Here is a 26012-nt window from a genome sequence, read left to right as displayed (position 1 = left end):
GACTAAACCACCTCGCTCGGGCAGCGGACGACGGACGGAAGTTAACACCGTCCCGCCGGTTACCGGGCGAAAACCGACGGATTGCGCCACACGGCGGGTCACCTCCGCCCGTGTGGTGGCCACCCGGCTAGTCGACGGCCAGGCCCTTCGCGGCCAGCACCGGGGCGAGGCCGCTGACCTCGATCACCGACTTCCCGGCGCGGTACGCCGCGATGTACCCGGCTTCGGCCACCTCGCGGGCCCGGGACGCCTCGATCACGTCGGCGAGTTCCTCCTGCCGGACCACGACGACCCCGTCGGCGTCGCCGCGGACCACGTCGCCGGGGCGGACCAGCTCGCCGCCGATCAGGACCGGCTCGGCCGGCGGGGACACCGTCTCCTTGACCGTGCCCTTGATCGACACGCTGTGGGAGAACACCGGGAGCCCGAGCTTCCGCAGCTCGGCCGTGTCCCGGACGCCGGTGTCGGTGACGAGGCCGGCGATCCCCTTGGCGAGGCAGGCGTTGGCGAGCACGTCGCCGAACGAGCCGGCCTCGGCGTACTCCCCGGCGGAGACCACGATGACGTCGCCCGGCCGGGCGCGGGAGATCGCCACCTGCAGCATCAGGTTGTCGCGCGGCGCGCAGCGCACGGTGAACGCCGGGCCGCACAGCGACATCCGGTGGTCCACCGGCTTGATCGAGGAGGTCAGCGCGCCGCGGCGGCCCTGCGCTTCGTGGATCGTGGCGGCCGAGTACCGGCCCAGCTCCTCGACCAGGCCGGGCTCGGGACGGGTGAAGTCGGTCATGACGGCTCCGGGGTGAGGGCGGCGCAGGCGCGCGCGATGCGGGTGCACGCTTCGGCGAGCACGTCGTCGGAAGTGGCGAAGGAAACGCGGAAGTAGCCGGGGGATCCGTACGCCTCGCCGTGGATCACGGCCACCTGTTCCGCTTCGAGCAGGTAGCGCGCGAAGTCCGCGTCGGTGCGGATCGTCGTACCGCCCGGCGTGCGATGGCCGAAGGCGCGGGCGCAGCTGGCGAACAGGTAGAACCCGCCGTCGGGTGGCGTGCACGAGAGCAGCGGGACCTCGTCGATCAGCTTCACCGTCCGGTCTCGCCGGGCGCGGTAGGCCGCGACCGTCTCCTCGACGAAGTCCTGCGGGCCGGTCAGCGCCGCAACGGCCGCGGCCTGGGAGATCGACGACGGGCACGACGAAATCTGGGACTGCAGCTTGTTGATCGCCGCGACGACGTCGGGCGCGCCGGCGCCCCAGCCGATCCGCCAGCCCGTCATCGCGTACGTCTTCGAGACGCCGTTCGTGAGCAGGACGCGGTCGGCCAGCTCCGGCGCCACCTGGGTGAGCGTCGTGGGCGGGCCGGGTTCGTAGCGGATCTCGTCGTAGATCTCGTCGGTCAGCACCCGCACGTGCGGGTGGTCCGAGAGCACGCCGGCCAGCTCCCGCAGCTCGGCGGGGGTGTAGCTCGCGCCGGTCGGGTTGCCCGGGCTGTTGAGGACCAGCCAGCGCGTCCGCGGGGTGACGGCGGCGCGCAGGGCCGCGGCCGTGAGCTTGAACCCCCGCCCGGCGGGACAGGGGACGACGACGGGCGTGCCGTCGTTGGCCAGCACCATGTCCGGGTAGGACACCCAGTGCGGTGCCGGGACGATCACCTCGTCGCCGCGGTCCAGGGTGGCCATCAGCGCGAGGAAGATGACCTGCTTCGCACCGCCGCCGACGGCGATGTCGGCTTCGGGGATCGCCAGGCCGTGCCGCCGGGCCAGCTTCGCGGCGATCGCCTGCCGCAGTTCCGGGACGCCGTTGACCGGCGTGTACTTGGTGTCGCCGCGCCGGATCGCCGCCACCGCCGCGGTTTTCACGTGCTCGGGGGTGTCGAAGTCCGGTTCGCCGACCGTCAGGTCGACGATCCGCACGCCGCCGGTGCGCAGCTCCCGGACCCGTTGCGCGGCCGCGGTGCTGGGCGAGGGCTGGATGCGCGTGACGCGCTGGGCGAGGCTCACGCGTCGCTCCGGCGCTCGAAGTCCAGCCCGCCCGGCACCTGGAACGTCGGCAGGATCTCGATGTGGCCGATGTTGACGTGCCGCGGCGAGTCGACGGCGAACTCGATGGCGTCGGCGATGTCCTCGGGCTTGAGGGATTCGTAGCCGTCGTAGAACTCGCGCTGCGCGGCTTCCATGTCGCCGATCAGCCGCCCGAAGATCTCGGTCTCGACGCGGCCCGGGCAGATCTCGGTGACGCGCACGCGCTTGCCGAAGCCGTCCACCCGCAGCTGGCGGGAAAGGGTGTGCACCGCCGCCTTCGTCGCGTGGTAAACGGTGTTGCCGCCGAAGTTGTAGACGCCGGCGATCGAGCTGATGTTGACGATGTGCCCGCGGTCGCGCTCGACCATGCCGGGCATCAGCAGCCGCACCAGGTGCAGCACCGCGCGGACGTTGACCGCGACGAGCTCGTCGACGCCGAATTCGTCCACGGTAAGGATGTTCCCGGTCCGCGACACCCCGGCGTTGTTCACCAGCACGTCGATCTCCAGGCCGCGGGTCAGCTCGGTCAGCGCGGCGGTGTCGGTGAGGTCCAGCGCGTGCGGGATGCAGCCGGTGCGCTCGGCCAGTTCGGCCAGCCGCTCGCCGTCCCGTGCGACGGCGTGGACGACCAGGCCTTGTTTGGCCAGGCGTTCGACGACCGTCGCGCCGATCCCGGTCGAGGCGCCGGTGACGAGCGCGGTGGCGTAGTCGGAAAAGGGCATGGGGAATCTCCAGAACTCTCGGGGACGGACGGGGATCAGGCGTCGCGCAGCGGGACGTGCGCGCGGTCCCGCACCCGCGACACGGCGATGAGCGTGCCGAGCGCGGTGAGCACGGCGTAGAACGCGGGCACGTAGACGTTGTGTCTCGGCGATGAGGTAGGTCATCAGCAGCGGAGCGGTGCCGCCGAACAGCGCGGAGGAGACGTTGTAGCCCAGGCCGTAGGCGGAGTAGCGGACGCGGGTGGGGAACAGCTCGACCAGCAGGATGTGGATGACCCCGGTGTGGCCGGCGAAGATCACGGCCATCACGCACGCGCCGAGGACCGCGAGCCCGACCGAGCCGGTGGCGATCAGCGCGTAGCACGGGATCCCGGCGACGATCATCGCGGCCGCGGCGCCGAGCAGGACGTTCTTGCGCCCCACGCGGTCGGAAAGCTTGCCCATGAAGGGAATGGCGACGGAGATGGCGACCAGGCTCGACGCGGTGACCAGCAGCCCGGAAACGGTGTCGAACTTCAGGTTCTTGCTCATGAAGGTCGGCATGAAGGTGAACAGGACGTAGTAGCCGGAGCCGTTCATCAGCGGGATGAACAGGGCGAGCAGCATCGCGCGCCGGTGCTGCGGCGTGGAGAACGCTTCCTTGATCGGGTTGGCCGACAGCCCGCCCGCTTCCTTCAGCTTCGTGAAGCGCGGGGTGTCGCTGATCCGGCGCCGGATGTAGAGCCCGGTGATGCCCAGCGGCACGGCCAGCAGGAACGGGATGCGCCAGCCGAAGTCGTGCATCCGCTGCGCGCCGAGGCCGCTGGTCATCGCCGCGGCGATCAGCGTGCCGGTCAGCAGCGAGAGGAACGACGCGATCTGGGCGAAGCTCGTGTACAGCCCGCGCTTGCCCTCGGGGGCGTGCTCGGCGAGGAACGTCATCGCGCCCGCGGCCTCGCCGCCGACCGAGAAGCCCTGCAGGATCCGCAGCAGGAGCAACAGGATCGGCGCGGCCACGCCGATCGCGGCGTAGCTGGGCAGGATGCCGATGGCCGCGGTGGCCACGCTGATCAGCAGGATGACGAAGACCAGCATGCGCTGCCGGCCGATGCGGTCGCCGAGCTGACCGCAGATGATGCCGCCGAGCGGCCGGAAGAAGAACGAAATGGCGTACCCGACGAACACCAGCAGCACGGCGTTCTGCGAGTCCGGGAAGAACACCGTGGCCAGCGTGGCGGCCATGAAGCCGAAGATGCCGTTGTCGTAGAGCTCGGCGAAGATGCCGACGCAGCCGGCCGCGGTGATGCGGCGCGCGGCCTTGGCGTCGACGACGGGTGAATCGGGTTGTGCGGCCACGGTACTCATCATGGTCTCCTCAGTGGGCGGGCACGGGGATGCGGAGGGCGTCGAACACTGTGGACACCCGTCGGTGGAGTGCCCGGATGGTGTGGTGCTGGGCGACGCGGGCGGAGACGGCGTCTTCGACCGTGCGCCGCCGGAACCGGACGGTCTGCCCGGGGCGGGCCTGGCCGAGCGCGCACAGGCCGGTCGTGGTGACGACGGCGAGCACGGGGTAGCCGGCGGTGACACCGTGGCCGCGGTGCAGGACCAGCAGCTCGTCGCCGGCCGGCACCTCGACCGCGCCGACCGGGACGCCGCGGGAGAGGACCTCGCCGGTGGCTTCCCGGCGCGGTACCCGGCCGCTGAGCCGCAGGCCGACGTGGTTGCTGCGGGCGGTGACGGCGAACGGCTCCGTGTAGAGCCGCTCGGCGCCGGCGCCGAACTCGGCGGCGTCGGGGCCGTCGGTGACGTCGACGGTCCACGGCCCGCCGAACCGCGGCACCGGCGGGCGCAGGCGGAACACCGGGTGCCGGAACACGGGGTGCTCCAGCGGCGGGAGCCGGGTGGGGAGGGCGAGTTCGTCGCCCTCGCGCAGCCGGCGGCCGAACCCCAGGATCGTGTCCGGGGCGCAGCTGCCGAGCAGGTAGTCCGCGGTGACGGCCCCGTGCACGGCGAGGTAGACGCGCAGGCCGTCGCGGATGCCGTCGATCCGGATGGTCTGTCCGGCGTGGACGGTGACCGGTTCCCACTGCGGGCGGCGGGCACGGTCGACGAGCACTTCGGCGGGCGCGCCGGTGACGGCCACGAGCACGTCGGCCGACGGGGTGCAGCCGAAGCCGAGCGCGGTGAGCTCGACCAGCGGCGCGTTCTCGGCGTTCCCGGCCAGCACGTTGGCCACGCGGGCGGAGTACTGGTCGAGGGCGCCGTTGACCGGCAGCCCGGACCGCGACCGGCCGAATCGGCCGAGGTCCTGGACGACGGCGTGGCCCGCCCGCGTCACGGTGAGGGTGTCAGGCATCGGCGGCCTCCAGCGGCCGGCCGGCGTGCGCGGACCACTCGGCGGCGTCGATCGGGACGAACCGGAACCGGTCGCCGGGGCGGTACGTGGTGAGGCGCTCGGCCCCGAGGTCCAGCACCCGCAGCGGGGTGCGGCCCAGCAGCGGCCAGCCACCGGGGGAGGGCAGCGGGCACACCACGGCCTGGCGCCCGGCGACCGCGACAGAGCCGGCCGGCACGCTCGTGCGCGGCGAAGCCAGGCGGGGCACGGGTTTCCCGAACGCGGGACCGTCGGTCATGGGCGCCCCGACCGGCGCGCCGAGGCAGCGGACGACGAGGTCTTCACCGCTGTGCGCGTCGACGACCTCCCGCTCGGACAGCCCGAGCTGCTCGGCGACCAGCGGCAGGTCGGGCCCGTGTTCGCCGCCGTAGACGACCGGGACGACGAAGCGCGCGGGTTCGGTCCGCCGCACTCGCGCCGCACCCGCGGCCTGTTCGACGGCCCGCCGGACGACGGCGTGCCCGACGCGGACGCAGTCGAATTCGACGAGCAGGGTGTCGTAGGTGGGGACCAGGCCGTGGACGCCGTCGACGCGGGCGGCTTCGAGGGCGTCGGCCAGCGCGTGCACCCGCTGCCAGCGGTGCTCTTCGTCGCCGCGGAGCGCCGTCACCATGACGGCGGAGTCGCCCGCGTCGCGGATGCGCAGGTCCACGTCAGCCCCGCAGGGTTTCGATCGTGACGCCGGCGGCGCGCAGCTCGGCCCGGACCCGGCGCGCGACGGCGACCGAGCCGGGCGTGTCGCCGTGCAGCAGGACGGTGTCGCAGGCGACGGCCAGGTCCCCGCCGCCGACGGTTTCCAGCACTCCTTCGGTGACCAGCCGGACCGCGCGCCCGGCGATCTCCGCCGGGTCGTGCAGCACCGCGCCCGGTTCGCCGCGGGGTACGAGCGTCCCGTCGTCGCGGTAGGCGCGGTCCGCGATCCCGACGATCGCCACCCGCAGCCCGCGTGCGCGGGCCGCGTCGGCCAGTTCGCCGTCCTGGGCCAGCACGATCAGGTCCGGGTCGAGGGCGGCTGCGGCGTCGGTGACGGCGGCCGCGTAGTCCGGGCGGACCGCCACCAGGTTGCCGAGCTTCCCGTGCGGCGCGACGTGGGCGACCCGGGTGCCGTGCGCGGCGGCGAACGCCCGCAGCGCGCCGACCTGGTAGAGCACGGCGGTGCGCACCTCGTCCGCGGTCAGGTCCATCGCGCGGCGGCCGAACCCGGCCAGGTCCGGGAAGCCCGGGTGCGCGCCGATCCCGACCCCGCGGGCCACGCACCGGCGGACCGTCGTGTCCATGGTGGACGGATCGCCGGCGTGGAAGCCGCAGGCGACGTTGGCGGAGCTGACGACGTCGAGCAGCGCCTCGTCGTCACCGAGGGTGTAGGCGCCGAACCCTTCGCCGAGATCGGCGACGAGATCGATTTTCGCGGTCATGAAAGCCTCCGTAGAACACGGGGGAACACCGGCCGGGAGCTGTTCGGGCCGTGGGGCGGAACGCGTTTCGGTGACCGTAATCCCAGGTCAGGAGGGCGGCAAATACCCGTTCCGGCTGACGTGATCGCGGTTCGCTATGACCCCGGCCCCGTACGATGGCCCCGGCTCGCACCGGGAGGAACACTGTGGACACCAGGCGCCTGTACTCGTTCGTCAAGATCGTCGACGCGGGGAGCATCACCCGCGCGGCGGCGATCCTGCACATCGCGCAGCCCGCGCTGAGCCAGCAGGTGTCGACGCTCGAGACGGAGTTCGCGCAGCGGCTGCTCATCCGCAGCAAGAGCGGGGTGGTGCCGACCGAAGCGGGCCGGGCGCTCTACCGGCACGCGCAGCTGATCCTGCGCCAGGTCGACCAGGCCCGCGCGGCGGTGGACATCGGCGGCCGCGCCCCGGCGGGCAGCGTCTCGGTCGGCCTCGCGCCCTACAGCACCGGTGCCGCCCTCGCGCTCCCGCTGCTGCGCGCGGTGCGGGAGCGCTACCCCGAAATCGTGTTGCACATCAACGAAAACTTCGGCGGCGTGATCAGCGAGGCGATCATGACCGGCCGGATGGACATGGCGTTCATCTACGGCGCCGGCCCGATCCGCGGCGTCCGGTTCGAGCCGATGCGCACCGAGGACCTGCTGCTGATTTCCGCCGGCCGCGGCAGCACGCCGGCCGGGGAGGTCACGGTCGAGGAGCTCGCCGAGGTCGACCTGCTGCTGCCGAGCCGGATCCACACCATCCGCCAGGTCGTCGACGCCGCCTTCGCGCACGCCGGGCTGGTCCCGCGCGTGACCGGCGAGATCGAGTCGGCGTTGACGCTGGTCAACGCGGTGACGGCGGACCTGGGCGCGACGGTGCTGCCGGGGTCGGCGGCCCGCGCGATCCTCGACGTCAGCGGCCTCGTGGTCCGGCGCATCGCCCCGGCGATCCGGGTCCAGGTGTCGCTGTGCACTTCGGAGAACCAGCCGCTGTCGGAGCCCGCGCTGGTCGTGCACGACCTCTTCCACGAACTGATCACCGGGTTCGAGGATCGATAAGGTGCCGGTATCACGTCACCGGGAATCGCTATTTGCGGTTCCCGAGCGCCGCTGCCTACCTTTTCGGGAGATCGGATTCCGGCCCGAGGAGTGAAAGTGAAGCAGCGCGTGCTCAGCACCCGGGGGGATCTCCCCGGCACCGGCCTGAGCCGGCTCGGCGACCACACCGAGCTGGTCCGCTGGTCCGGCACCGGCCGGCCGCAGCCGGGCGACCTCGCCCGGCTCGCCCACGGCGTGGCCGGCATCCTGTGCCTGGGCAACGACCCCGTCGACGCGGCTCTGCTCGACGCCGCGGGCCCCGCGCTGCGCGTGGTGAGCCTGGCCAGCATGGGCTACGACGCGGTCGACCGGGACGCGGCCCGCGAGCGCGGCGTCGTCGTCACCCACACGCCGGGCGTGCTCGCCGAGACCACCGCCGACCTGGCGTTCGCGCTCGTCCTGCAGGCCCGCCGGCGGCTCGGCGCGGCCCGCGACAGCCTGCTGTCCGGTGCGTGGACCCACTTCGCGATGGACGGCCACCTCGGCCTGGACGTTCACGGCGCGACGCTCGGCCTGGTCGGCTACGGCCAGATCGGCCGCGCGATGGCCCGCCGCGCCGCCGGGTTCGGCATGCGTGTGCTGCACCACGACCCCGCCGCGCCGGACGGCGTCGGCCTCCCGGTCCTGTTGGCGGAGTCCGACGTCGTGTCCCTGCACGTACCGCTGACCCCGGCCACCCGGCACCTCATCGGCGCGGGCGAGCTGCGGACCATGAAACCGACGGCCACCCTGGTGAACACCTCCCGCGGCGGCGTCGTCGACGAGGCCGCGCTGCTGGCCGCGCTGCGCACCGGCGTGATCCACTCGGCCGGGCTCGACGTCTTCGAGCGCGAGCCCCGCGGCGCCGACGTCGCCGACCTGATCGCCGCCGACCGGCTGGTCGCGGTGCCGCACGTCGGGTCGGCCACCGAGGCGACCCGGGCGGCGATGGTCGACCTGGCCGTCGACAACGTCCTGGACGTGCTGGCCGGCCGCCCGGCCCGCACGCCGGTCCCCGAGGCGGTGGCGGCGTGACGAGCCATCCGGTCTTCGACGTCACCGGCCGCGTCGCGCTGGTGACCGGCTCCAGCCGGGGGATCGGCTTCGCGCTGGCCCGCGGGCTCCTGGAAGCCGGCTGCGTGGTCGTCCTCAATGGCCGCGACGTGTCCGCATTGGAGTGTGCGGAGAAGGAACTTTCCGGCCTGGGCACGGTGTTCGCGGAGCCGTTCGACGTCACCGACTCCGCCGCGGTGGCCGCGGGCGTCGCCCGCGCCGAGGACCGGGCCGGGCCGCTGGACATCCTGGTGAACAACACCGGGGTCCAGCACCGGGCGCCGTTCACCGAGTTCTCCGACGAGGACTGGTACCGGCTGCTCGACACGAACCTCACCAGCGCGTTCCTGGTCGGCCGCGAGGTGGCGCGCCGGATGGGGCCGCGCGGCCGCGGCAAGATCGTCAACATCTGTTCGGTGCAAAGCGAAACCGTTCGCCCCGGCATCGCGCCGTACGCGGCGACCAAGGGCGGGCTGAAGCTGCTGACCAAGGGGATGTGCGCCGACCTCGGGCCGTCCGGGATCCAGGTGAACGGGCTGGCGCCCGGCTACTTCGAGACCGAGCTGACGGCCGCGCTGGTCGCCGACGAGGAGTTCAGCGCCTGGGTGCGCGGCCGGACCCCGGCCGGGCGCTGGGGGCGCGTCGAGGACCTCGTCGGCGCGCTGATCTTCCTGTCCTCCGACGCGTCCGCGTTCGTCAACGGGCAGCTGCTGTACGTCGACGGCGGCATGCTTTCCGTGCTGTGAAAGGAATCCGATGACTGCTGGACGAGCGTGCGTCGTGCACGGAGCGGGCGACCTGCGGGTGGAGGAGCGCGACCCGGCCGGCCCCGGCCCCGGCGAGGTCGAGATCGCGGTCGCCTACGGCGGCATCTGCGGCTCCGACCTGCACTACTACCACCGCGGCGCGGTCGGTGACTTCACCGTGCGGGAGCCGATGGTGCTCGGGCACGAGGTGGCCGGCCACGTCGCGGCGCTGGGTGCCGGGGTGCCCGGCCCCGCAACCGGCGTTCCGGTGGCGATCCACCCGGCGACGCCCTGCGACGAGTGCCGCGAATGCCGCGAGGGCCGGCGCAACGTCTGCGCGCGGTCCCGCTACCTCGGCAGCGCGGCGCACTTCCCGCACGTCGAGGGCGGATTCACGCGGCGGCTGGTGGTCCCGGCCGCCCAGGTCCGCGTGCTCCCGCCCGGGCTGGCGCTCGACCGGGCGGTGCTGGCCGAGCCGCTGTCGGTGGCGGTGCACGCGGTGCGCCGCGCCGGCGACGTCCAGGGCAAGCGGGTCCTGGTCACCGGCGCCGGGCCGATCGGCTGCCTGGTCGTGGCGGTGCTGCGGCACGCGGGCGCGGTGGAGGTCGTCGTGAGCGACCTGCTCCCCGAACCGCTGAAGGTGGCCGAACTGGTCGGCGCGACCTCGACGGTGCGGGCCGGCCGCCCGGACGACCCGGCGTGGCCGGCGGACGTCGACGTGGCGATCGAAGCGTCCGGCGCCCCGGCCGGGCTCGCGACGTGCGTCGCGCGCGTCCGCCGCGGCGGCACGGTCGTCCTGCTCGGCCTGCTCCCGCCGGGCGAGACGGGCTTCCCCGGCAACGTCGTGGTGACCCGCGAGATCGTGCTGAAGGGTGCGTTCCGCTTCGACACCGAGTTCGACGACGCCCTGTCCCTGCTGGCCGGCGGCCTGCCGGTGGACCCGGTGGTGACCCACCGCTTCCCGCTGGCGGAGGCGCTCACGGCCTTCGGGACCGCCGGCGACCGGACCGTGGCGTCGAAGGTGCTGCTCGACTTCACCACGCCGTGAGAGAGCAGCGCCGCCGCGTCAGATCCGGCGGTAGCGGCTTTCGAACAGCGCGAACACCCCGAAGACCGCGATGCCCGCGGCCAGCGCCAGCAGCATCGCCTGGCCGTAGGGCTGGACCGCGAGCGTCTTGAGCGCCGGGTCCAGGCCGCCGGCTTTGGCCGGGTCGTAGTTCACGGCGGCGAGGATGAACATCGCGCCGACGGTGCCGTAGGCGAGGGCCATCGCGCACCAGCCGACCTGGCCGAGCCGGATCGTCGAGCGCCGCAGGGCCGGGGACGCGCCGTCGAAGTCGAGGTCGTGGACGAACTTCTTCCCGATCCCGCGGTAGGCGAGGAACGCCGCGGCCGCGATCACCGCGCCGCCGGCGGTGGTGACCGCCGCGGCACCCCAGGGTTGCGCGAGTGCCGCGGCCACGATCGACCCCGCTTTGCCGGAACCACCGGTCGCGATCTTGCCCGCGCTGTAGGCGACGAGGGCGTACAAGACGACCTCGAGCCCGCTGGTCACCCGCCGGACCCACCGGCGTCGCGGGGCGGCGTGCCGGTGACCGGCGATCGCCTCGGTGAGCTGCCACAGCGCCAGCAACCCGGTGCCGGCGGCGATCAGCCAGAGCAGCCAGGCCCCGCCGCCCGTGGCCACGATCTGCAGCGCGCCGGCCTTGTCGGCCTTCTCGTTGTCACCGAGCGCCACCTGGGCCGCCAGCCAGGCGACGATCAGGTGCACGAAGGCGTAGCAAAGCAGGCCGATCCGGGCGAACAGGCTGAATCCTCTGATGTCGGGCACCTCGGGGATACTCGTCCATTCCGCCCGGTATTACCAGGGATCGCGCCTCGAGCGCCGCTCACGAAACCCGGCCGGCCGCCGAAACCGGATGAGGGGATCAGTCCAGCGCGGCCGCCTTGCCCAGCAGTACCGAACGTTCGCGTTCGTTGGCGCACAGCCGAGCGGCCAGTTCCAGCTCGGCGCGTGCCTCCCGGCGCCGCCCGAGCCTCGCCAGCAGCTCGCCGCGGACCGTCGGGACCAGGTGCGACCCCGGCAGCCGGTCCGTGGCGACCAGCTCGTCCACGATCGCCAGCGCCGGTTCCGGCCCCGTGGCCATGGCCACGGCGACGGCCCGGTTGAGCTCGACCACCGGCGAAGGCGCGACGCGGCCGAGTGCCTCGTAGAGCAGCACGATCCGGTCCCAGTCGGTGTCTTCGACCGAGGGCGCCGCCGCGTGGGTGGCGGCGATCGCGGCCTGCAGGCCATAGGGGCCGAGGCCGTGGGGAGCCGCCTTGGCCAGTGCGGCCAGCCCGCGGTGGACCGCCGCGTGGTCCCACGCGCGCCGGTCCTGGTCTTCGAGCAGGATCGGCGCGCCGTCCGGGGCGGTCCGGGCCGGGAACCGCGCGGCCGTCAGCTCGCACAACGCGAGCAGGCCGTGCACCTCGGGCTCGCCGGGCAGCAGCGCGGCGAGCGTGCGGGCCAGCCGGATCGCCTCGTACGCGACTTCCGGACGCAGGAGCCGGTCACCCGACGTCGCCGTCGACCCCTCGGTGAAGATCACGTAGAGGACGCTGAGCACGCCGCCCAGCCGTTCGCGGCGCTCGGCGGCCGGCGGCAGCTCGAACGGCACCCCGGCGGCCGCGATGGTCTTCTTGCCCCGGGTGATGCGGGCCTGCACGGTCGGCACGGGCACGAAGAACGCGCGGGCGATCGCCTCGCTGGACAGGCCGCCGACCACGCGCAGGGTCAGCGCCACCCGGGCCTCGGGGGAGAGCACCGGGTGGCAGCTGATGAACATCAGCGCCAGGACGTCGTCGTCGATCCGGTCGGGGTCGACGTCGTCGTCGGCCACGGGGTCGGTCGCGAGCCGGGCGTAGCGCTCCTGGAGCGCGGCCCGCCGGCGGATCGCGTCGATGGCCCGCCGCCGGGCGGTGGCCCGCAGCCAGCCGGCCGGGTTGGCCGGGGGAGTGAGCGGCCACGACACCAGCGCTTCGGCAACAGCTTCCTGCGCGGCGTCTTCGGCGAGTTCGAAGTCGCCGGTGAACCGGGTCAGCGCGGACACGATCCGCGCCGACTCGATCCGCCAGACGGCCGCGACGTCGGCCGCGTCCATCAGGACCCGGCCGCTTCGGGAGTTTCGTCGCTGCCGGCCACCCGGCGGACCTCGATCTTGGACCCGCGGACCGCCGGGACCCGCTTGGCCCACTCGACCGCCTCCTGCTTCGTGGCGACTTCGAGCAGGAAGTAGCCCCCGAACAGCTCCTTCGTCTCCCCGTACGGCCCGTCGGTGACCACTGGCGCTTCGCCGCCGAAGTCGACCACCGCACCGCGGCCCGGCAGGTCGAGCCCTTCGGCGGCGAGGAGGACGCCGGCCTTGAGCATCTCCTCGATGAACTCGCGGCTGGCGGCCATCATCGCGTCGATGTCGGCCAGCATGGCCGCGTTCGATTCGTCCGTGCCCCGCATGATCAGCATGTACTTCGGCATCGTGCGCTCCTCGTCCGCGTGGCCGCCTCTCGGCCCTCGCCCCCCTTTGTCGAACGGGCGGCGCGCGGATCAACACGACTGCGGAAGAACTTTTTTATCCCGGCACCGGCCCGGCCGAGGATCGCACACCGGGGGTCATCGGCCCGCCTGCGGTCCGATCATCGAGTTCACGTCGATCGGGGACGGGATGGCGCCGAGCTGCAGCAGCAGGTCCGGCACCCGCTGCAGGCGCCGCGAGTCCAGGATCGAGCCGTAGCCCGGCAACGTGAGCAGCTTGGCGGTGTCCTCGTCGATCTTGGCGAACCGCACCAGCAGCGGCTCGACCTTGGCGCGGTCGTTCGTGGTCTCGTGGGTGGCCTTCTGCATCGCGCGCTGGAACGCGGCCAGCGTCTTCGGGTTCTCCCGCACCCACTTCCTCGTCGCGCCGTAGCCGGTCAGCGGGAAGTCCTGGGTCGCGCCGCTGTTGATGTCGATCACGGGGATCGCGCCGACCGTCTGGGCCGCCTGCGTGATGTACGGCTCGGGCAGGTACGCGGCGTCGGCCTGCCCCTGCTGCAGCGCGGCGGCGATGTTCGGTAGCGCGACCAGCACCCACTTCACCTTGCCGACGTCCACGTTGTGGTCCTGCATCACCGAGCGGGTGAGCAGATCGGACGCGGTGTTCTTGGCCGTGATGGCGATCTTCTTGCCCGCCAGGTCGAAGATCGTCTTCACCGGGGAGTTCGGAACCGTGACGATCGCATTGGACTTCGGGTTGACCGACGTCGCGTCGGCGACCAGCTGCATGTCGGCGGAGCCGGAACTGCGCGCGATGAAGAACGGGGGGTAGGTGGAAAACGCGATGTCGGCCTCGCCGGAGATCGCTTTCGTCAGCGAGGCCTGGCCGCTGGCGGCGACCACGGACTCGACGGTGAGGCCTTCGGCCTGGAAGTAACCGCCCTCCTGGGCCAGCCAGAACGGCCCGAGATCCGTGGTGGGCAAGATGGAAACCTTGATCGTGTGCTTTTCCAGGCCGCTGCCGCTGGACGAGGAGTTCGAGACTTCGGCACCGAGCGCCCCGCAGCCGCTGGCGGCCAGGACGGCCGCGACGGCGAGCGCGACGTGACGTGTGCGAACCCGGTTACTGCTCCTGGCTATTCCGAACAAGGCCTTGCTCCTCGACAGGAGATCACGGTTGTTGTACCGAGTCCAAGGGGTGTGTGTGAATCATTCCCCGGAGTCAGGCAGGCCACTGTAGGGACCTGGTAAGCGCTTGACAACGCGTGCGTACATCGAAAACGGGATTTCACCAGAATGGCCGCACGAATACTAGATCGACGATCTTGTTTTTGCTCGCCGGACGTCGTCGTGCGCTACGAATAGCTCCGGTGGAAACGGGGCAGGCCCGCTGATTCCGGAGAGCCTGGCACCGGGATCGCTGATTCGCCCGCTCCGGTTCCCGTGCCGGCGGTCTCCGGAGTGGTCACTGAGGGTGATGAGGAGGCAGGCGCTCGTCCGAAGGGGTATGCGGCCGCCCGGCCGGGCGGCGGCCACCGGCGGGGTGCGGAAAACGTGGCCCGAGGGTGCAGGTCAAGGCGGAAAACAACGGATCGGCGATCTGGCGCGCCGGTGAATCCGGCCGGTTCGCCCGGCTGAAACCAAACGCCGCGGGGTGCCGTGGCGCTGTCGCCGGCCCGGGCCTTCGGGGACGCGGTGTGGTCGTCGAAATGCTCGAACGCCACGCCCGGTGCGGGCGGAACGAGGGCCGGAAAGTCGTGGAACCGGTGCGGGTGTTCCGCGGCCGCGGCCCCTTTCGATGGCGGTAACACCGTTTCTCCGCATTTCGTCCGGATCGGTACGTGCGGCGTTCTCCGGCGTTGCGTGGCGGCAAGTAGCCACATTCTTCCGCGCAGCGGAATCACGTTCGGATCACGAAACGGGATTATTATCGAAATGGATGTTTGCCCGGAAGGGAAGCCTTGGTTAACGGCCGGCGATCCGGGTTTGCCCCACGATACCTCTTGTTGGGCAACAAGTTTTCCTCTTATTATCTCCGTGTGCGACCGCTCACCGACGGTACCGAGCTGCTGGTCGGTCGGGACAGTGAGCTGTCCTGGCTGGTCGCCTGGATCCGTGGTGTGGGCGCCGGTCGCGGTGTCGCCGTTCTGGTGGACGGCGAGCCGGGGATCGGCAAGTCCGCGCTCGTGCGGACGGCCTGCGCGGCCGCGACCGACGCGGGCTGCCAGGTGTACTGGGGAGCCGGCGACGAGCTCGGGCAGGCACTGCCGCTGCTGCCGCTGCTGGACGCGTTGCGGATCACGCCGGCCGCGCGGGATCCCCGCCGGGTGGCCATTTCCAAGCTGCTGCGGGGCGGCGCCGTCGCGGGCAAGGGTGCCGACCTCGCCGCCCGGGCCGCCGAGCAGCTGATCGCCTTGGTGGACGAGCTGAGCCAGGACGGCCCGGCCGTGCTGGTCGTCGACGAAATGCAGTGGGCCGACCGCACGACGGTGGCGGTGTGGAGCCGGCTGGCCCGGGCGGTCCGGCAGCTCCCGCTGCTCCTGATCGGTGTGCTGCGGCCGATCCCGCGCCGCGACGACCTGCGGTCGCTCTTCCGGATCGTCGGGCCGGGCGAGCGGTTGCGGGTGGGCCGGCTGCCGGAACCGGCGGTGCTGGAACTGGTGTCGGAGCTGGCCGGTGGCAAGCCGGGCGCCGAGCTGGCGCGGCTGGCCGCCGACGCCGCCGGGAACCCCTTGTACCTCACCGAACTCCTCGACGCGCTGACCAGGAGCTCGTGCCTGGAGGTCGACACCGCGGGCATCGCGGAGCTGACCGGCGCGGCCACGCCGGACTCGCTGCCGGAGGCGATCGCGGACCGGCTGGGCTTCCTCCCGGAACCCGCGCGGGGCGTGCTGCGCGCGGCGGCGCTGCTGGGAGTCGGCTTCTCGGTCGCGGACCTCGTGACCGTCACCAACACCCCGCTCGCCGACCTCCTGCCCGCCCTCGACGAGGCCCGCGCGGCCGGGGTGCTCGTGGCCGCCGGCGACGACCTGGAGTTCCGGCACCCGTTGATCCGCACGGCGTTGTACGACGACATGCCGACGGCGGTGCGGATCGCCTGGCACCAGGGCGCCGCGTGGGCGCTGGCCGAGGCGAACGCCCCGGTCGAGCGGGTCGCGCGGCAGTTGCTGCCCATGGTGTCCACAACGGACAGCCGGGTACCGGTGCCCGCCTGGGCCGTGCGGTGGCTGCTCGACGTGGCCACGCCGCTGATCGGCCAGGCTCCGGTGGTCGCCGTCGCCCTCCTGCGGCGGGCGGTGCGGGACGCGCCGCTAGACGACGCGGTGACCGGCGCGCTGGCCTGCCGGCTGGCCGACGCCTACTACGGCGTGGGCAACGTCGCCCAAGCCGAGCGGATCGCCGACCGCGCGCTCGACCGCGTGCGCGACCCCGACGTGCGCGTCGACCTGTACACGACGGTCGTCCAGTGCCGCGCGATGACCGGCCGGTCCGCCGAGTTCCTCAACGAGCTGAACTCCGCCTTGGGCCAGCCGGGTCTGCAGCCGCGGCACCGGGCCCGGTTGCTGGTGCTCATCGCACGCACGCACCGCTACATCGGCGAGGTCGACACCGCGGGCCGGGTCGCCACCGAGGCGCTGGAGGAGCTGGGCCCGGTCGAAGACCGCTGGGCGACCGGGTGGGCGCTGCACGTGCTGAGCCTGGTCGCGATGGTGCGGGGCGACTGGGCCGGCGCGCTGCCGCTGTTCGAGCGCGCGATGGCCGTCGTGCGAGGCGATCCCGCGCTGATCGACCTCACCCTGCAGCTGCGCATCAACCAGTCGGTCACCTTCGGCGCGCTCGACCGCTACCCCGAGGCGCACGCAGCCGCCGCGCAGGCCCGGGAACTGGCCGACCGCACCGGAAGCGTCGTCCGGCTGAGCGAGGCCCAGAGCGCGCTCGGGCAGTTGCTGCTGGGCGCCGGCCGGTGGGACGACGCGCTGGCCGAGGTGGACGTCGTCCCCGACGACCGCAAGGACCCGAGCGTGGTGTGCTGCGACCACGGCGTCGCGGCGATCATCCACTTCCACCGCGGCGAGACAGCCGCGGCCCGGCAGCACCTCGACGTCGCGGCGAAGTACTGGGAGCGCATCGGCGACCGGGTCGTGGAATCCCTGGTGCGGGCCCGCAGTCTCGCCTTCGAGCACGCCGGGGCGCCGGAGCGGGCGCTCGCCGTGCTGACCGCGGTGCTGACCGGCGTGGACGCGGGGGAGGACCTGCTGGGGGACGCCGTCCGGCTGGCCACGACGATCGGCGACGTGCGGACCGCGACGGAGGTCGAAGCCCGGGTGCGCGCGCTCGCCGCCGATTCCGCCGTGCCGCACCTCGGCGCGCTCGCCCTGTACTGCCGCGGCTTGCTCGACCGGGACGGGACGACGTTGCTGCGGGCCGCCGACGGCTACCGCGACGCGAGCCGGCCGCTGTCCCGCGCCAAGGCGCTCGAAGCGGCCGCGATCGCCTTCGCCGAGGCCAAGGAGGAAGACCGCGCTTCGGCGCGGGCCGCGTTCACCCACGCCGTCGACCTCTACGCGGAGCTGGACGCGCAGTGGGACGTGGCCCGGTTGCGCGCACTCTTCCGGGCGTTCGGCATCCGGCGCGGCCCGACGGTGAAGCACCGCCAGACCACGCACGGCTGGGAAAGCCTCACCCCGACTGAAGGCCGGATCGCCGCCCTCGTGGTCGAAGGCCTGTCGAACCCGCAGATCGCGGCCCGCCTCTACCTGTCCCCGCGCACCGTCGGCACGCACGTCTCGCACATCCTGAACAAGCTCGGCGTGCACTCCCGCATCGACATCGCCCGGGAAGCCGCCCGCCACCAATCCGCCTCGGGCTGAGCGGGGCCATCAGACCCCGACCTCCGGCGCGTCGTCCGGGCGGCGCACGAAGAGCGGCCGCGGGCGGCGCACGAAGAGGGGACGCGGGACCAGCGACGCCAGGGTCCGGCGCGTGACGGCGGCGTGCCCGCTGGCGACCTGGCCGACCAGGACGGCCAGCACCAGCAGGAGCGGGGTCCGCCAGGCGCCGGTGTAGGTGTGCAGCCAGCCGCAGGCCAGTACGCCGAAGCCGGCGATGACGTACCCCACGCCCTGGACCACCGCGGACAGCGAGAGCGAGCTGTCCTTGCTGCGCAACGAGATCGTCGTCAGCGCGAACGCGAGGGACCCCATGCCCGTGCCGGTGGCCGCGGCCCACACCCAGGGGGCGGCCGCGGGGGCGAGGAGCAGCCCGGTCACGCCGATGGCGTTGGGCGCGGCCAGCGCGATGACGAGCAGGGTCTGGTTGCGCCACCGGCGCGTCCAGCCCGGGACCAGCAGCATCATGGGCAACCCCATGGCCATCGACAGCGCGAGGCAGCCGCCCGCGGTCGTCGCCGGGACCCCCGCGTCGCGCAGGATGCCGGGGAGCCAGCCCATGACCAGGAACGTCACCGTCGAGATGAGTCCGAAGTGGATGGTGAGGGCGAACGCGGGGGTCGCCCCGGACGCCGGTTGCGGCGCCGCGAACTCGCCGGGGATGAGCTGCCACGCGTAGAGGGCCAGCAGGGCCACGGCCGCCCACAGGCCGAGCGCGACCTGCCACGACGACGAGAGGACCACCGCGGGTGTCACCAGCGCGCCGACCGTGCTGCCGAGCCCGAGCCCGAACGTGAAGGCGGCGGAACCCCGGGCCAGCAGGGGCAGGATGGTGCCGAGGACGGCGATCGACAGGCACGTCAGCGCCGTCCCGATCAGGAGCTGCGCCGAGCCGCCGAGGACCCGCCCACCCAGTGAAAGCACGAGCGCGCCGAGCGCCGCGGCGACGGTCCGGTACGTCCCGACCCGGTTGGCCAGCCACGGCGTCGCCCACCCGCCGAGACCGATCGCCCACAGGGGCAGCGCCACGAGCACCGCGGCGACGAGGTTGCCGGCGACCGAGATGTCCGGGAGGGCCGCGCCCAGGCTCGTCACGGCCGGGCGCAGGTTGATGGCCAACAGGAAGATCACGAACGTGGAGACGGTGGTGGTAGCACGCGACATCGCTCCTCCTCGGGTCTCGAGGTCGGAGCGTCGGGGCCCCGTAGAGCAATGCTTCGCGGCGGGCAAGGATCAGACATCCGTCACCTGACGGATGTACGAGTTTTCCTGTCCCTCAACGGTTTCGGTGTGCGAATGGCCGTGCATCGGCACGGCCGGACGGCGCACCCGTCGGCTCTTGCAGGCCGTCCGGCGTCAGCTCGCCGCAGCCGCCTTCGGCCATCGGGCGGAGCGCCGGCCCGGGCGGGCGAGCACGGCGGCGTCCCAGTCGCGGGCGTCGAGGCGCCGCGGCGGCTCGGCCGCCCGACGGCCCGGGTGGCCCCGGTGGGGGAGCGTGGCGCGGTGGCACGGCGGGCAGGCCGGGACGAACGCGCCCGTCGGGCTGCCCGGGAGCGGAACCGAGTTCCCGTGCTCCGCGGTGCCGGTGCAGATGTGGTGCTCGTGGCCGGCCGGGGCGCACAAGCACCGGCATTCCGTCACGGCCGCTCGTAGGTGTAGAAGCCGCGGCCGGTCTTGCGGCCGAGCAGCCCGGCGTCGACCATGCGGGCGAGCAGGGGCGGGGGTGCGTAGAGCGGTTCCTTGAACTCTTCGTAGAGCGATTCGGCGACGGCCTTGGTGGTGTCGAGGCCGATCAGGTCGGCGAGGGCGAGCGGTCCCTGCGGGTGGGCGGCGCCGCGCACCAGGCCTTCGTCGATGGCTTCGCGAGTGGCGAAGCCGGACTCGAACATGCGGATCGCGGCGAGGATGAACGGGATCAGCAGCGCGTTGACCACGAACCCGGCCCGGTCCTGGCAGAGGATCGCCTGCTTGCCGAGGACGTCCCGGGCGAACGCCCGGGCGCGGTCGACGGTGGCTTCGGTGGTCAGCAGGCTGGGCACCAGCTCGACCAGCGGGAGCACCGGTACGGGGTTGAAGAAGTGCACGCCGACGACCTGCGCGGGCCGTTCGGTGGCGGTGCCCAACTTCATGATGGGGATGGACGAGGTGTTGGACGCGAGGACCGCGTCCGGTGCGGTCACGATCTTGTCCAGCCGGCCGAACAGCTCCGTCTTGACGGCTTCGTCTTCGACGATCGCTTCCACGACGAAGGTGCGGTCGGCGAGGTCGTCGAGGGATTCGGTGACCCGGATTCGGTCCAGGACCGCGGCGGCATCGGCCACCTTGCCCTTCTTCTCCGCGCGGGCCAGCGAAGCTTCGAGCCGGCGCCGGCCGGCCGCCACGGCTTCCGGGCTCGATTCGACGACCACGACGTCGAGGCCCGCCCGGGCGCACACCTCGGCGATCCCGGCCCCCATCTGCCCGCACCCGACCACGCCCACGCGTTCCATCGCCGCCACCTCTCTGGGACTCGATACCCTTTCGACGGTACTCAGTACCGGCCGGTAGCTGAAGGCGTCGCTCCCGGATATGACGACCGCCACGCCCTAGGCTGGGCCGCGGCAGGGCGGAGGAAGCGGATGACGGCCAAGGAACGCCTGGTCGAGGCGGCGTTCGCGCTGTTCGCCGAGCGCGGCTACGACCACACGACGATCGACGACATCACCGAGCGCGCCGGCGTCGGCCGCACGACCTTCTTCCGGACCTTCCGGGCGAAGGAGGACGTGATCTTCCCCGACCACGAAGTGCTGCTGCAGGCCATCGAGGCGCGGCTGGCCGGCTCGACCGAGCGGACCGCGCTGCTCGCGGTCACCGAAGGCACCCGGCTGGTCCTCCGGCACTACCTCGCCGAGGGGGAGCGGGCGCGGACCCGGTACCGGCTGACGCGCAGCGTCCCGGCGCTGCGGGACCGGGAGATCTCGGGGTTGCAGCAGTACCAGCGGTTGTTCCGGGGGTTCCTGCACCGCTGGATGGGCGGCGGCGAGGACACGGCGCTGCGGGCGGAGCTGATGGCCGGCGCGGTCGTGACCGCGCACAACCACGTGCTGCGCGGGTGGTTGCGCGGCCGTCCGGGCGACCCCGAGCGGGAGTTCGACGCGGCGATGGCGGAGACGGTGGCGCTGTTCACCCGGCCCGACGACGACGGTGAAGCGTCCATCGTGGTCTTCCGGACGACGAAGGACCTGGCCACCGTGCTGCCCGAGCTGAACCGGGTGCTCGGTGAGCGCCGCTCCTGAGCCGGTGCATGATGAGCGGGTGCCCCGTCGTGAGCTCCGCCCGCGTCACGTATGGCTGATCGGCGTTCCGCTCAACCTGCTGCTGGCCGTCCCGTGCGCCTACCCGGTCGCGTTCGCCATGCTGGGGACGCAGGTCCTCGCGTGGGAGCTCGGCTGGGGCACGGCCGACCCCACCGTGGTCGACGACGGCGCGGGCTTCGTGATCGGGCTCGGCCTGGTCTCACTGGTGTTCGCCGGACTGGTCGTGTTCGGCCTGAACGCCTTGTTCGCCTTCCGCGCACCGCAGCTCAAAGCGGGCCGGTACTGGCTCGCGGTGGCACTGCTGGTCGTGCTGCCCGGCATCGTCTACTGGACGACCCGCTAGGTCCCGTCTGGCAAAGGCCTCGGCGGACGGCTGCTCACCGACGCCGACGCGGCCGGCCTGGAACGGGCGGCTGGTGACGTTGCGGGACCGCGGCATCGTCGCGGGGATGCCCGAATCCGCCGATCAGTTCGGGCACCGCAACGTCTCGGCTCCCGCGGTGGGCGTCCACCGATCTTCGACCCGGTGCCCTGACCACCTGGACGACCCGCTAGGTCCCGTCGTACCGCGGGACGACGGCGAACACTTCGAGGTCGCTGGGTGCGCCCTTGGCGCGGAACCGGCGCCGCCGCCGGACGGTGAACCGCTCGGTGTCGAGGTTCGCCAGCACGTCCCCGGTGATGAGGACCTCGCCGCCGGCGGCCGCGTCGGCGATCCGCGCCGCGATGTTGACGTCGACGCCGAAGTAGTCGCGGCCGACCTTGCGCGGCCGTCCGGTGTGCAGGCCGGCTCTCAGCTGGGGCCGGTAGCCGCCGAGGTCGATCGCGCTGACCGCGCCGCACGTCTCGTACGCCGCCTCGACCGCGGCCGCCGGATCGCCGAAGACGGCCATCAAGCCGTCGCCGAGACCCTTGACGACCCGGCCGCGGTGACGGGAGATCGTCGCCTCGCTCGCGGTCGAAACCGCGCGCAGCAGTTCGAGCGCCCGCGCGTCGCCGACGTCGAGGGCCCAGCTCGAGAAGCCGACCAGGTCGGTGAACACGATCGTCGCCTCGCCGCTTTCGCCGTGCCGTCCCTGCGCGACGGCCTGCCAGACCTGGACGGCCGCGAGCCCGAGTTCCCGCACCGCGCTGGGCTGTTCGGCCTTCGCTTCGGCGAGCAGCCGGGCGACCCGGTCCGACGGGTGGCCCGCCGTCGTCGACAGCGCGTCACCGAGGTCGCGGTCGCCGGGGACCAGACGGCGCACGGCGCGCGCGGACCGGATCAGGCCCGGGCGCTGGTCCGCGGCCCGCAGCAGGTCGACGAAGCGGGACACCTTACGGGGCCAGTCCGGCCGGTCGCCGTGGCTGTCGGTCACCAGCCGCATGTTACCGGGCAGTCGGTTCAGAGCGTGCCGGTGAGGGACTGCAGGCCGAGGCTCGTCGCGGCGACGGCGATCCAGAGCAGCCCGCCGAGCAGCAGCGGCCGGGCACCCGCGCGGCGCAGGTCGCCCAGCCGCAGGGAAAGGCCGATGCCGGCCAGCGCCGTGGTGATCAGGAACGTGCCCAGCGCGGTGAGGGCGGGGTGCCACGAGCCGGGGATGACGCCGAGGCTGTTCAGCGCGGCCGCGGCGACGAAACCCAGCAGGAACAGGGGAACGATCCGCCGCCAGGGCATCGCGGCGACCGTGGCGCCGGGGCCGGCCTGCCGGGCTTCGCGGCGGGACTTGAGGACGGCCAGCACGATGACGATCGGGATCAGCGTGAGCGTGCGGGTGAGCTTGACGACGAGGCCGTACGACCCGGCGTCCTCGCCGTAGGCGAACGACGCGGCGACCACCGACGAGGTGTCGTTGATCGCGGTGCCCGCCCAGAGGCCGAAGGCGTGCGGGCTCAGGCCGAGCAGGTGCCCGAGCGGGGGGAACAGCAGGACGGCGGCGATGTTGAAGGCGAAGATCGTGCCGAGCGCGTAGGCGACGTCGGCCTGCTTCGGCTTGAGGACGGCGGTGGTCGCGGCGATCGCGGACGCGCCGCAGATCCCGGTGCCGACGCCGATGAGGGTCTGCGTGTCGCCGCGGACACCGAGCCACCGGCCGAGCAGCCACGCGCCGCCGAGGGCGACCGCCAGGGTGCCGAGCATGACCGGCAGCGAGCCGCCGCCGACCTCGAGCACCTGGCGCAGGGACAAGCCGGTGCCCAGCACCACGATCGAAGCCTGCAGCACGGGCTTCGACGCGACGGCGTAGCCCGGGGCCCACCGCTCGTCGCGCAGGCCGGGTACGACGGCGGCGGCGAGCGCGCCGAGCAGGATGCCGAAGACCGGGCCGCCGACGATCGGGACCAGCGAGCCCAGCCCGGTCGCCACCGCGGCGGCCGCGACCGTCACCAGCAGGCCGGGCACCGCCCCGTGCCGAGGGCGGACCGGCGCCTGCGGCGCGGCCGGTGCGTTCCGGATCGTGGTCACCCGTGCCTCCGTGTCGAAATGTACGTACATTCAACTTAGATGATGTACGGACATTTGGCCACGGGTAGGGTCGGCGCGACGAGCCGGGAGGAAGCCATGCCACCGCGGACGCTCAGCCGCTCCGGCACCGAGCCGCTCTGGCGCCAGCTCCAGCGCGAGCTGCTGACCAGGCTCGACGCGGGGGAGTTCACCGACCAGTTCCCCGGTGAGCTGGCGCTGGTCGAGGAGTACGAAGTGAGCCGCAGCACGGTGCGGCAGGCGCTGCGGCAGCTGCGCGCGGACGGGGTGATCGTCGCCGAGCGCGGCCGCCAGCCCCGGGTGGCGCCGCCCGCGGAGATCGCCCAGCCGATGGGGGCGCTCTACAGCCTGTTCGCCTCGGTGGAAGCGGCCGGGCTGTCGCAGCACAGCGTCGTGCGCACCTTCGACGTCCGCGCGGACGCGCTGGTCGCCGAGCGGCTCGAGCTGGAGGCGTCGACGCCGCTGGTCTACCTGGAGCGGCTGCGCCTGGCGGGCGGCGAACCGCTGGCCCTGGACCGCGTCTGGCTGCCGGCCGAGGTGGCGAAACCGTTGCTGCCGGCCGATTTCACGCACACCGGCCTGTACGCCGAACTCGCCCGCCGCACCGGCGTGCGGCTCGACCACGGCCGGGAAGAGGTCCGCGCGGTCATCCCGACCGCGGCCGAGCGGGCCCAGCTCGCGTGCGCGCACGACGTCGCGGCGTTCGCGATCAACCGGCTCAGCCACGCGCGCGGCCGCCCGGTGGAGTGGCGCCACACGTTGGTCCGCGGTGACCGCTACGCGTTGACGGCGGAGTTCTCGGCGGCCGGCTACCGGCTCGTGTAAGCGATCTCCTGTCCCGCGCGTTCCCAGAGTGAGCCGTCGCCGTCCAGGCCCTCGGCGGACAGCTGCCGCTTGACGACCTTGAACGTCGACGTCCGCGGCAGCTCCCGGACCGTGCGCACGTACTTCGGCACCTGCTTGGGCCCGAGATCGGGCTGGCCGGCGAGGAAGCGGCCGAACTCGGCGGGGTCCAGCGGGGTGCCGTCGGTGACGATGGCGGCCATCACCTGGTCGCCGGTCACCGGGTCGGGGACCGCGTAGACCGCGGTGTCGGTGATCGCGGGGTGGCGCAGGAGGATCCGCTCGATCGGCGCGGTCCCGAGGTTCTCGCCGTCGACGCGCAGCCAGTCGCCGAGCCGGCCGGCGAAGTAGTAGAACCCGTTGCTGTCCGCATAGGCGAGGTCTCCGGTGTGGAACCGGCCGCCGCGCAGCCGTTCCGCGTCGGCTCCGGGGTCGCGGTAGTACCCGGCGAACCAGCCGGGGCCGGCGGTGTTGACCAGTTCGCCGACGGCTTCCCCGGCGTTGACCAGGTGCCCGTCGGCGTCGAACTCGGCGGGCGGGCACGGCCGGCCGGTCTGCGGGTGCAGGATGGCCACGTCGCCGGCCGGCTTGCCGAGTGAACCGGCCGGGGTGCCGGCGGTGCGGGCGAACCCCACCCCGCCTTCGGTGGAGCCGAACGCGTCGACGACCTGGCAGCCGAAGCGTTTTTCGAACGCGGCCAGATCGGCGCTCGCCCCTTCGTTCCCGTAGACCAGGCGCAGCGGGTTGTCCGCGTCGTCCGGGCGCGGCGGTGTGGCGACCACATAGGACAGTGGCTTGCCGACGTAGTTCGCGTAGGTCGCGCCGAACTTGCGCACGTCGGGGAGGAACCCGGAGGCGGAAAACCGGCGGCGCAAGGCGATGCCCGCCCCCGCCGCGAGTCCGACCGCCCAGCCCGCCATGATCGCGTTGGAGTGGAACATCGGCATCGTGACGTAGACGGTGTCCGATGTGGACAGCCCGAAGCGCTCGGCGAGCATCGCGCCGGGGAACGCGATCTTGCCGTGCGTGCACCGCACCGCCTTCGGGTCGCCGCTGGTGCCGGAGGTGAAGATCAGCATCAGCAGGTCGTCCGCCGACGTCTCGGCAGGATCGATCGGCGTGTTCGCCGACGGCCAGGAATCCAGGTCCAGCACGCGGATCCCGCCGAGGTCCAGCCCGGCCAGGAGGGGCTGGTACTTCCGCTCGGCGAGCACGAACTGGCAGTCGGCGAGCCGCACGTCCCGCGCGAGGGCCTCACCGCGCCGGGTGGGGTTGAGGCCGACCAGCACCGCCCCGGCGAACGCGCAGGCGCCCAGCAGGATCGAGAACGCCGGCACGTTGTCGGCCAAGATGCCGACGTGCGGCGGTTCGTCCCGGTCGAGCGCCGCCCGGAGGTCACCGGCCCGGCGTGCCGACGCCTCGACGTGCTCGGTCCACGACCAGGTCTCGTCCTCGAACCGCAGGCCCGGCCGGTCGTCCCCGGCGCGGGCCAGCAGCAGCTCGGTCACCGTCGGGACGCCCATCCACGCACCTCCCGGCAGCGGTGGTCAGAAGTGGAACACGTTCTATTTCTAGCACGG

At 72.9% G+C, this 26012-nt stretch carries 25 protein-coding genes; 9 read left to right on the top strand and 16 right to left on the bottom strand.

The window, feature by feature from the left end; translation table 11 throughout:
* Positions 1-127: 127 nt before the first annotated feature.
* The 6 genes from AB5J73_RS39915 to AB5J73_RS39890 are packed head-to-tail and all read right to left on the bottom strand — an operon-like array spanning position 128 to position 6530.
* Positions 128-787, bottom strand: coding sequence for a 4-carboxy-4-hydroxy-2-oxoadipate aldolase/oxaloacetate decarboxylase (locus AB5J73_RS39915; RefSeq protein WP_370964136.1), 660 nt, complete (start codon positions 785-787; stop codon positions 128-130).
* Positions 784-1995 carry an aspartate transaminase gene (locus tag AB5J73_RS39910; protein ID WP_370964134.1) on the bottom strand — a complete coding sequence of 404 codons (1212 nt, stop codon included), beginning with the start codon at positions 1993-1995 and terminating at the stop codon, positions 784-786. The genes AB5J73_RS39915 and AB5J73_RS39910 overlap by 4 nt, the downstream gene beginning before the upstream one ends.
* Complete coding sequence (locus AB5J73_RS39905; protein ID WP_370964132.1) at positions 1992-4073, bottom strand: SDR family NAD(P)-dependent oxidoreductase; 2082 nt, start codon at positions 4071-4073, stop codon at positions 1992-1994. The genes AB5J73_RS39910 and AB5J73_RS39905 overlap by 4 nt, the downstream gene beginning before the upstream one ends.
* A gap of 19 nt (positions 4074-4092) precedes the next feature.
* Positions 4093-5076: a biotin-dependent carboxyltransferase family protein gene (locus AB5J73_RS39900; RefSeq protein ID WP_370964130.1), complete on the bottom strand. Its 984-nt coding sequence runs from the start codon at positions 5074-5076 to the stop codon at positions 4093-4095.
* Complete coding sequence (locus tag AB5J73_RS39895; protein ID WP_370964128.1) at positions 5069-5767, bottom strand: allophanate hydrolase subunit 1; 699 nt, start codon at positions 5765-5767, stop codon at positions 5069-5071. Before AB5J73_RS39895 ends, AB5J73_RS39900 begins: the two co-directional genes overlap by 8 nt.
* A gap of 1 nt (position 5768) precedes the next feature.
* Positions 5769-6530, bottom strand: coding sequence for a LamB/YcsF family protein (locus AB5J73_RS39890; RefSeq protein WP_370964126.1), 762 nt, complete (start codon positions 6528-6530; stop codon positions 5769-5771).
* A 185-nt stretch (positions 6531-6715) separates the two neighbouring features.
* Here AB5J73_RS39890 and nac point away from each other — a divergent pair, with 185 nt between their 5' ends.
* The 4 genes from nac to AB5J73_RS39870 all read left to right on the top strand — a co-directional run bounded on the left by nac (position 6716) and on the right by AB5J73_RS39870 (position 10477).
* On the top strand, positions 6716-7612 hold the full coding sequence (nac, locus tag AB5J73_RS39885) for a nitrogen assimilation transcriptional regulator NAC (protein ID WP_370964124.1): 897 nt from the start codon (positions 6716-6718) through the stop codon (positions 7610-7612).
* Positions 7613-7708: 96 nt separating this feature from the next.
* Entirely contained in the window at positions 7709-8665 is a 957-nt protein-coding gene (locus AB5J73_RS39880) for a 2-hydroxyacid dehydrogenase (protein WP_370964122.1), read from the top strand.
* Positions 8662-9429, top strand: coding sequence for an SDR family oxidoreductase (locus AB5J73_RS39875; protein ID WP_370964120.1), 768 nt, complete (start codon positions 8662-8664; stop codon positions 9427-9429). The genes AB5J73_RS39880 and AB5J73_RS39875 overlap by 4 nt, the downstream gene beginning before the upstream one ends.
* A 10-nt stretch (positions 9430-9439) precedes the next feature.
* Positions 9440-10477, top strand: a complete 1038-nt coding sequence (locus tag AB5J73_RS39870; protein WP_370964118.1) for an L-idonate 5-dehydrogenase — start codon at positions 9440-9442, stop codon at positions 10475-10477.
* An 18-nt stretch (positions 10478-10495) separates the two neighbouring features.
* On the opposite strand, the gene AB5J73_RS39865 is transcribed toward AB5J73_RS39870, so the two are convergent.
* The 4 genes from AB5J73_RS39865 to AB5J73_RS39850 all read right to left on the bottom strand — a co-directional run bounded on the left by AB5J73_RS39865 (position 10496) and on the right by AB5J73_RS39850 (position 13927).
* Positions 10496-11260: a DUF1206 domain-containing protein gene (locus AB5J73_RS39865; RefSeq protein ID WP_370964116.1), complete on the bottom strand. Its 765-nt coding sequence runs from the start codon at positions 11258-11260 to the stop codon at positions 10496-10498.
* Positions 11261-11357: 97 nt separating this feature from the next.
* Positions 11358-12572: an RNA polymerase sigma factor gene (locus AB5J73_RS39860; protein ID WP_370964114.1), complete on the bottom strand. Its 1215-nt coding sequence runs from the start codon at positions 12570-12572 to the stop codon at positions 11358-11360.
* A complete protein-coding gene (locus AB5J73_RS39855) occupies positions 12572-12946 on the bottom strand; it encodes a YciI family protein (protein WP_370964112.1) in 375 nt (124 codons plus the stop codon). Before AB5J73_RS39855 ends, AB5J73_RS39860 begins: the two co-directional genes overlap by 1 nt.
* Before the next feature lie 135 nt (positions 12947-13081).
* Positions 13082-13927, bottom strand: coding sequence for an ABC transporter substrate-binding protein (locus AB5J73_RS39850; protein WP_370964110.1), 846 nt, complete (start codon positions 13925-13927; stop codon positions 13082-13084).
* Position 13928: 1 nt separating this feature from the next.
* On the opposite strand from AB5J73_RS39850, the gene AB5J73_RS39845 reads away from it, so the two are divergent.
* On the top strand, positions 13929-14051 hold the full coding sequence (locus AB5J73_RS39845; protein WP_370964108.1) for a hypothetical protein: 123 nt from the start codon (positions 13929-13931) through the stop codon (positions 14049-14051).
* Between the two features lie 931 nt (positions 14052-14982).
* Positions 14983-17814 carry an AAA family ATPase gene (locus AB5J73_RS39840; RefSeq protein WP_370964106.1) on the top strand — a complete coding sequence of 944 codons (2832 nt, stop codon included), beginning with the start codon at positions 14983-14985 and terminating at the stop codon, positions 17812-17814.
* A gap of 9 nt (positions 17815-17823) precedes the next feature.
* Here the strand turns inward: AB5J73_RS39840 and AB5J73_RS39835 are convergent, their stop codons facing one another.
* The 3 genes from AB5J73_RS39835 to AB5J73_RS39825 all read right to left on the bottom strand — a co-directional run bounded on the left by AB5J73_RS39835 (position 17824) and on the right by AB5J73_RS39825 (position 20330).
* Positions 17824-18996 carry an MFS transporter gene (locus tag AB5J73_RS39835; protein WP_370964104.1) on the bottom strand — a complete coding sequence of 391 codons (1173 nt, stop codon included), beginning with the start codon at positions 18994-18996 and terminating at the stop codon, positions 17824-17826.
* Between the two features lie 192 nt (positions 18997-19188).
* Entirely contained in the window at positions 19189-19473 is a 285-nt protein-coding gene (locus AB5J73_RS39830; RefSeq protein ID WP_370964102.1) for a hypothetical protein, read from the bottom strand.
* Positions 19470-20330 carry a 3-hydroxybutyryl-CoA dehydrogenase gene (locus AB5J73_RS39825; RefSeq protein ID WP_370964100.1) on the bottom strand — a complete coding sequence of 287 codons (861 nt, stop codon included), beginning with the start codon at positions 20328-20330 and terminating at the stop codon, positions 19470-19472. The genes AB5J73_RS39830 and AB5J73_RS39825 overlap by 4 nt, the downstream gene beginning before the upstream one ends.
* Before the next feature lie 120 nt (positions 20331-20450).
* On the opposite strand from AB5J73_RS39825, the gene AB5J73_RS39820 reads away from it, so the two are divergent.
* The gene (locus tag AB5J73_RS39820) at positions 20451-21107 is read left to right on the top strand and encodes a TetR/AcrR family transcriptional regulator (protein ID WP_370964098.1); all 657 of its coding nucleotides are present in this window, start codon (positions 20451-20453) and stop codon (positions 21105-21107) included.
* A 19-nt stretch (positions 21108-21126) separates the two neighbouring features.
* The gene (locus tag AB5J73_RS39815; RefSeq protein WP_370964096.1) at positions 21127-21471 is read left to right on the top strand and encodes a hypothetical protein; all 345 of its coding nucleotides are present in this window, start codon (positions 21127-21129) and stop codon (positions 21469-21471) included.
* Positions 21472-21679: 208 nt separating this feature from the next.
* Here AB5J73_RS39815 and AB5J73_RS39810 read toward each other — a convergent pair whose 3' ends face one another.
* Entirely contained in the window at positions 21680-22486 is an 807-nt protein-coding gene (locus AB5J73_RS39810) for an adenylate/guanylate cyclase domain-containing protein (protein WP_370964094.1), read from the bottom strand.
* A 26-nt stretch (positions 22487-22512) separates the two neighbouring features.
* Positions 22513-23571, bottom strand: coding sequence for a YeiH family protein (locus AB5J73_RS39805; RefSeq protein ID WP_370964092.1), 1059 nt, complete (start codon positions 23569-23571; stop codon positions 22513-22515).
* Positions 23572-23667: 96 nt separating this feature from the next.
* Between AB5J73_RS39805 and AB5J73_RS39800 the strand changes: the two genes are divergently transcribed.
* Positions 23668-24414: a GntR family transcriptional regulator gene (locus tag AB5J73_RS39800; RefSeq protein ID WP_370964090.1), complete on the top strand. Its 747-nt coding sequence runs from the start codon at positions 23668-23670 to the stop codon at positions 24412-24414.
* Here AB5J73_RS39800 and AB5J73_RS39795 read toward each other — a convergent pair.
* A complete protein-coding gene (locus AB5J73_RS39795) occupies positions 24399-25955 on the bottom strand; it encodes a long-chain-fatty-acid--CoA ligase (RefSeq protein WP_370964088.1) in 1557 nt (518 codons plus the stop codon). The two genes, AB5J73_RS39800 and AB5J73_RS39795, sit on opposite strands and share 16 nt — an antisense overlap.
* Positions 25956-26012: the final 57 nt, after the last annotated feature.

This window comes from Amycolatopsis sp. cg9, assembly GCF_041346945.1.
GTDB lineage: Bacteria > Actinomycetota > Actinomycetes > Mycobacteriales > Pseudonocardiaceae > Amycolatopsis.
This window is presented reverse-complemented; position numbering and strand designations above follow the sequence as displayed.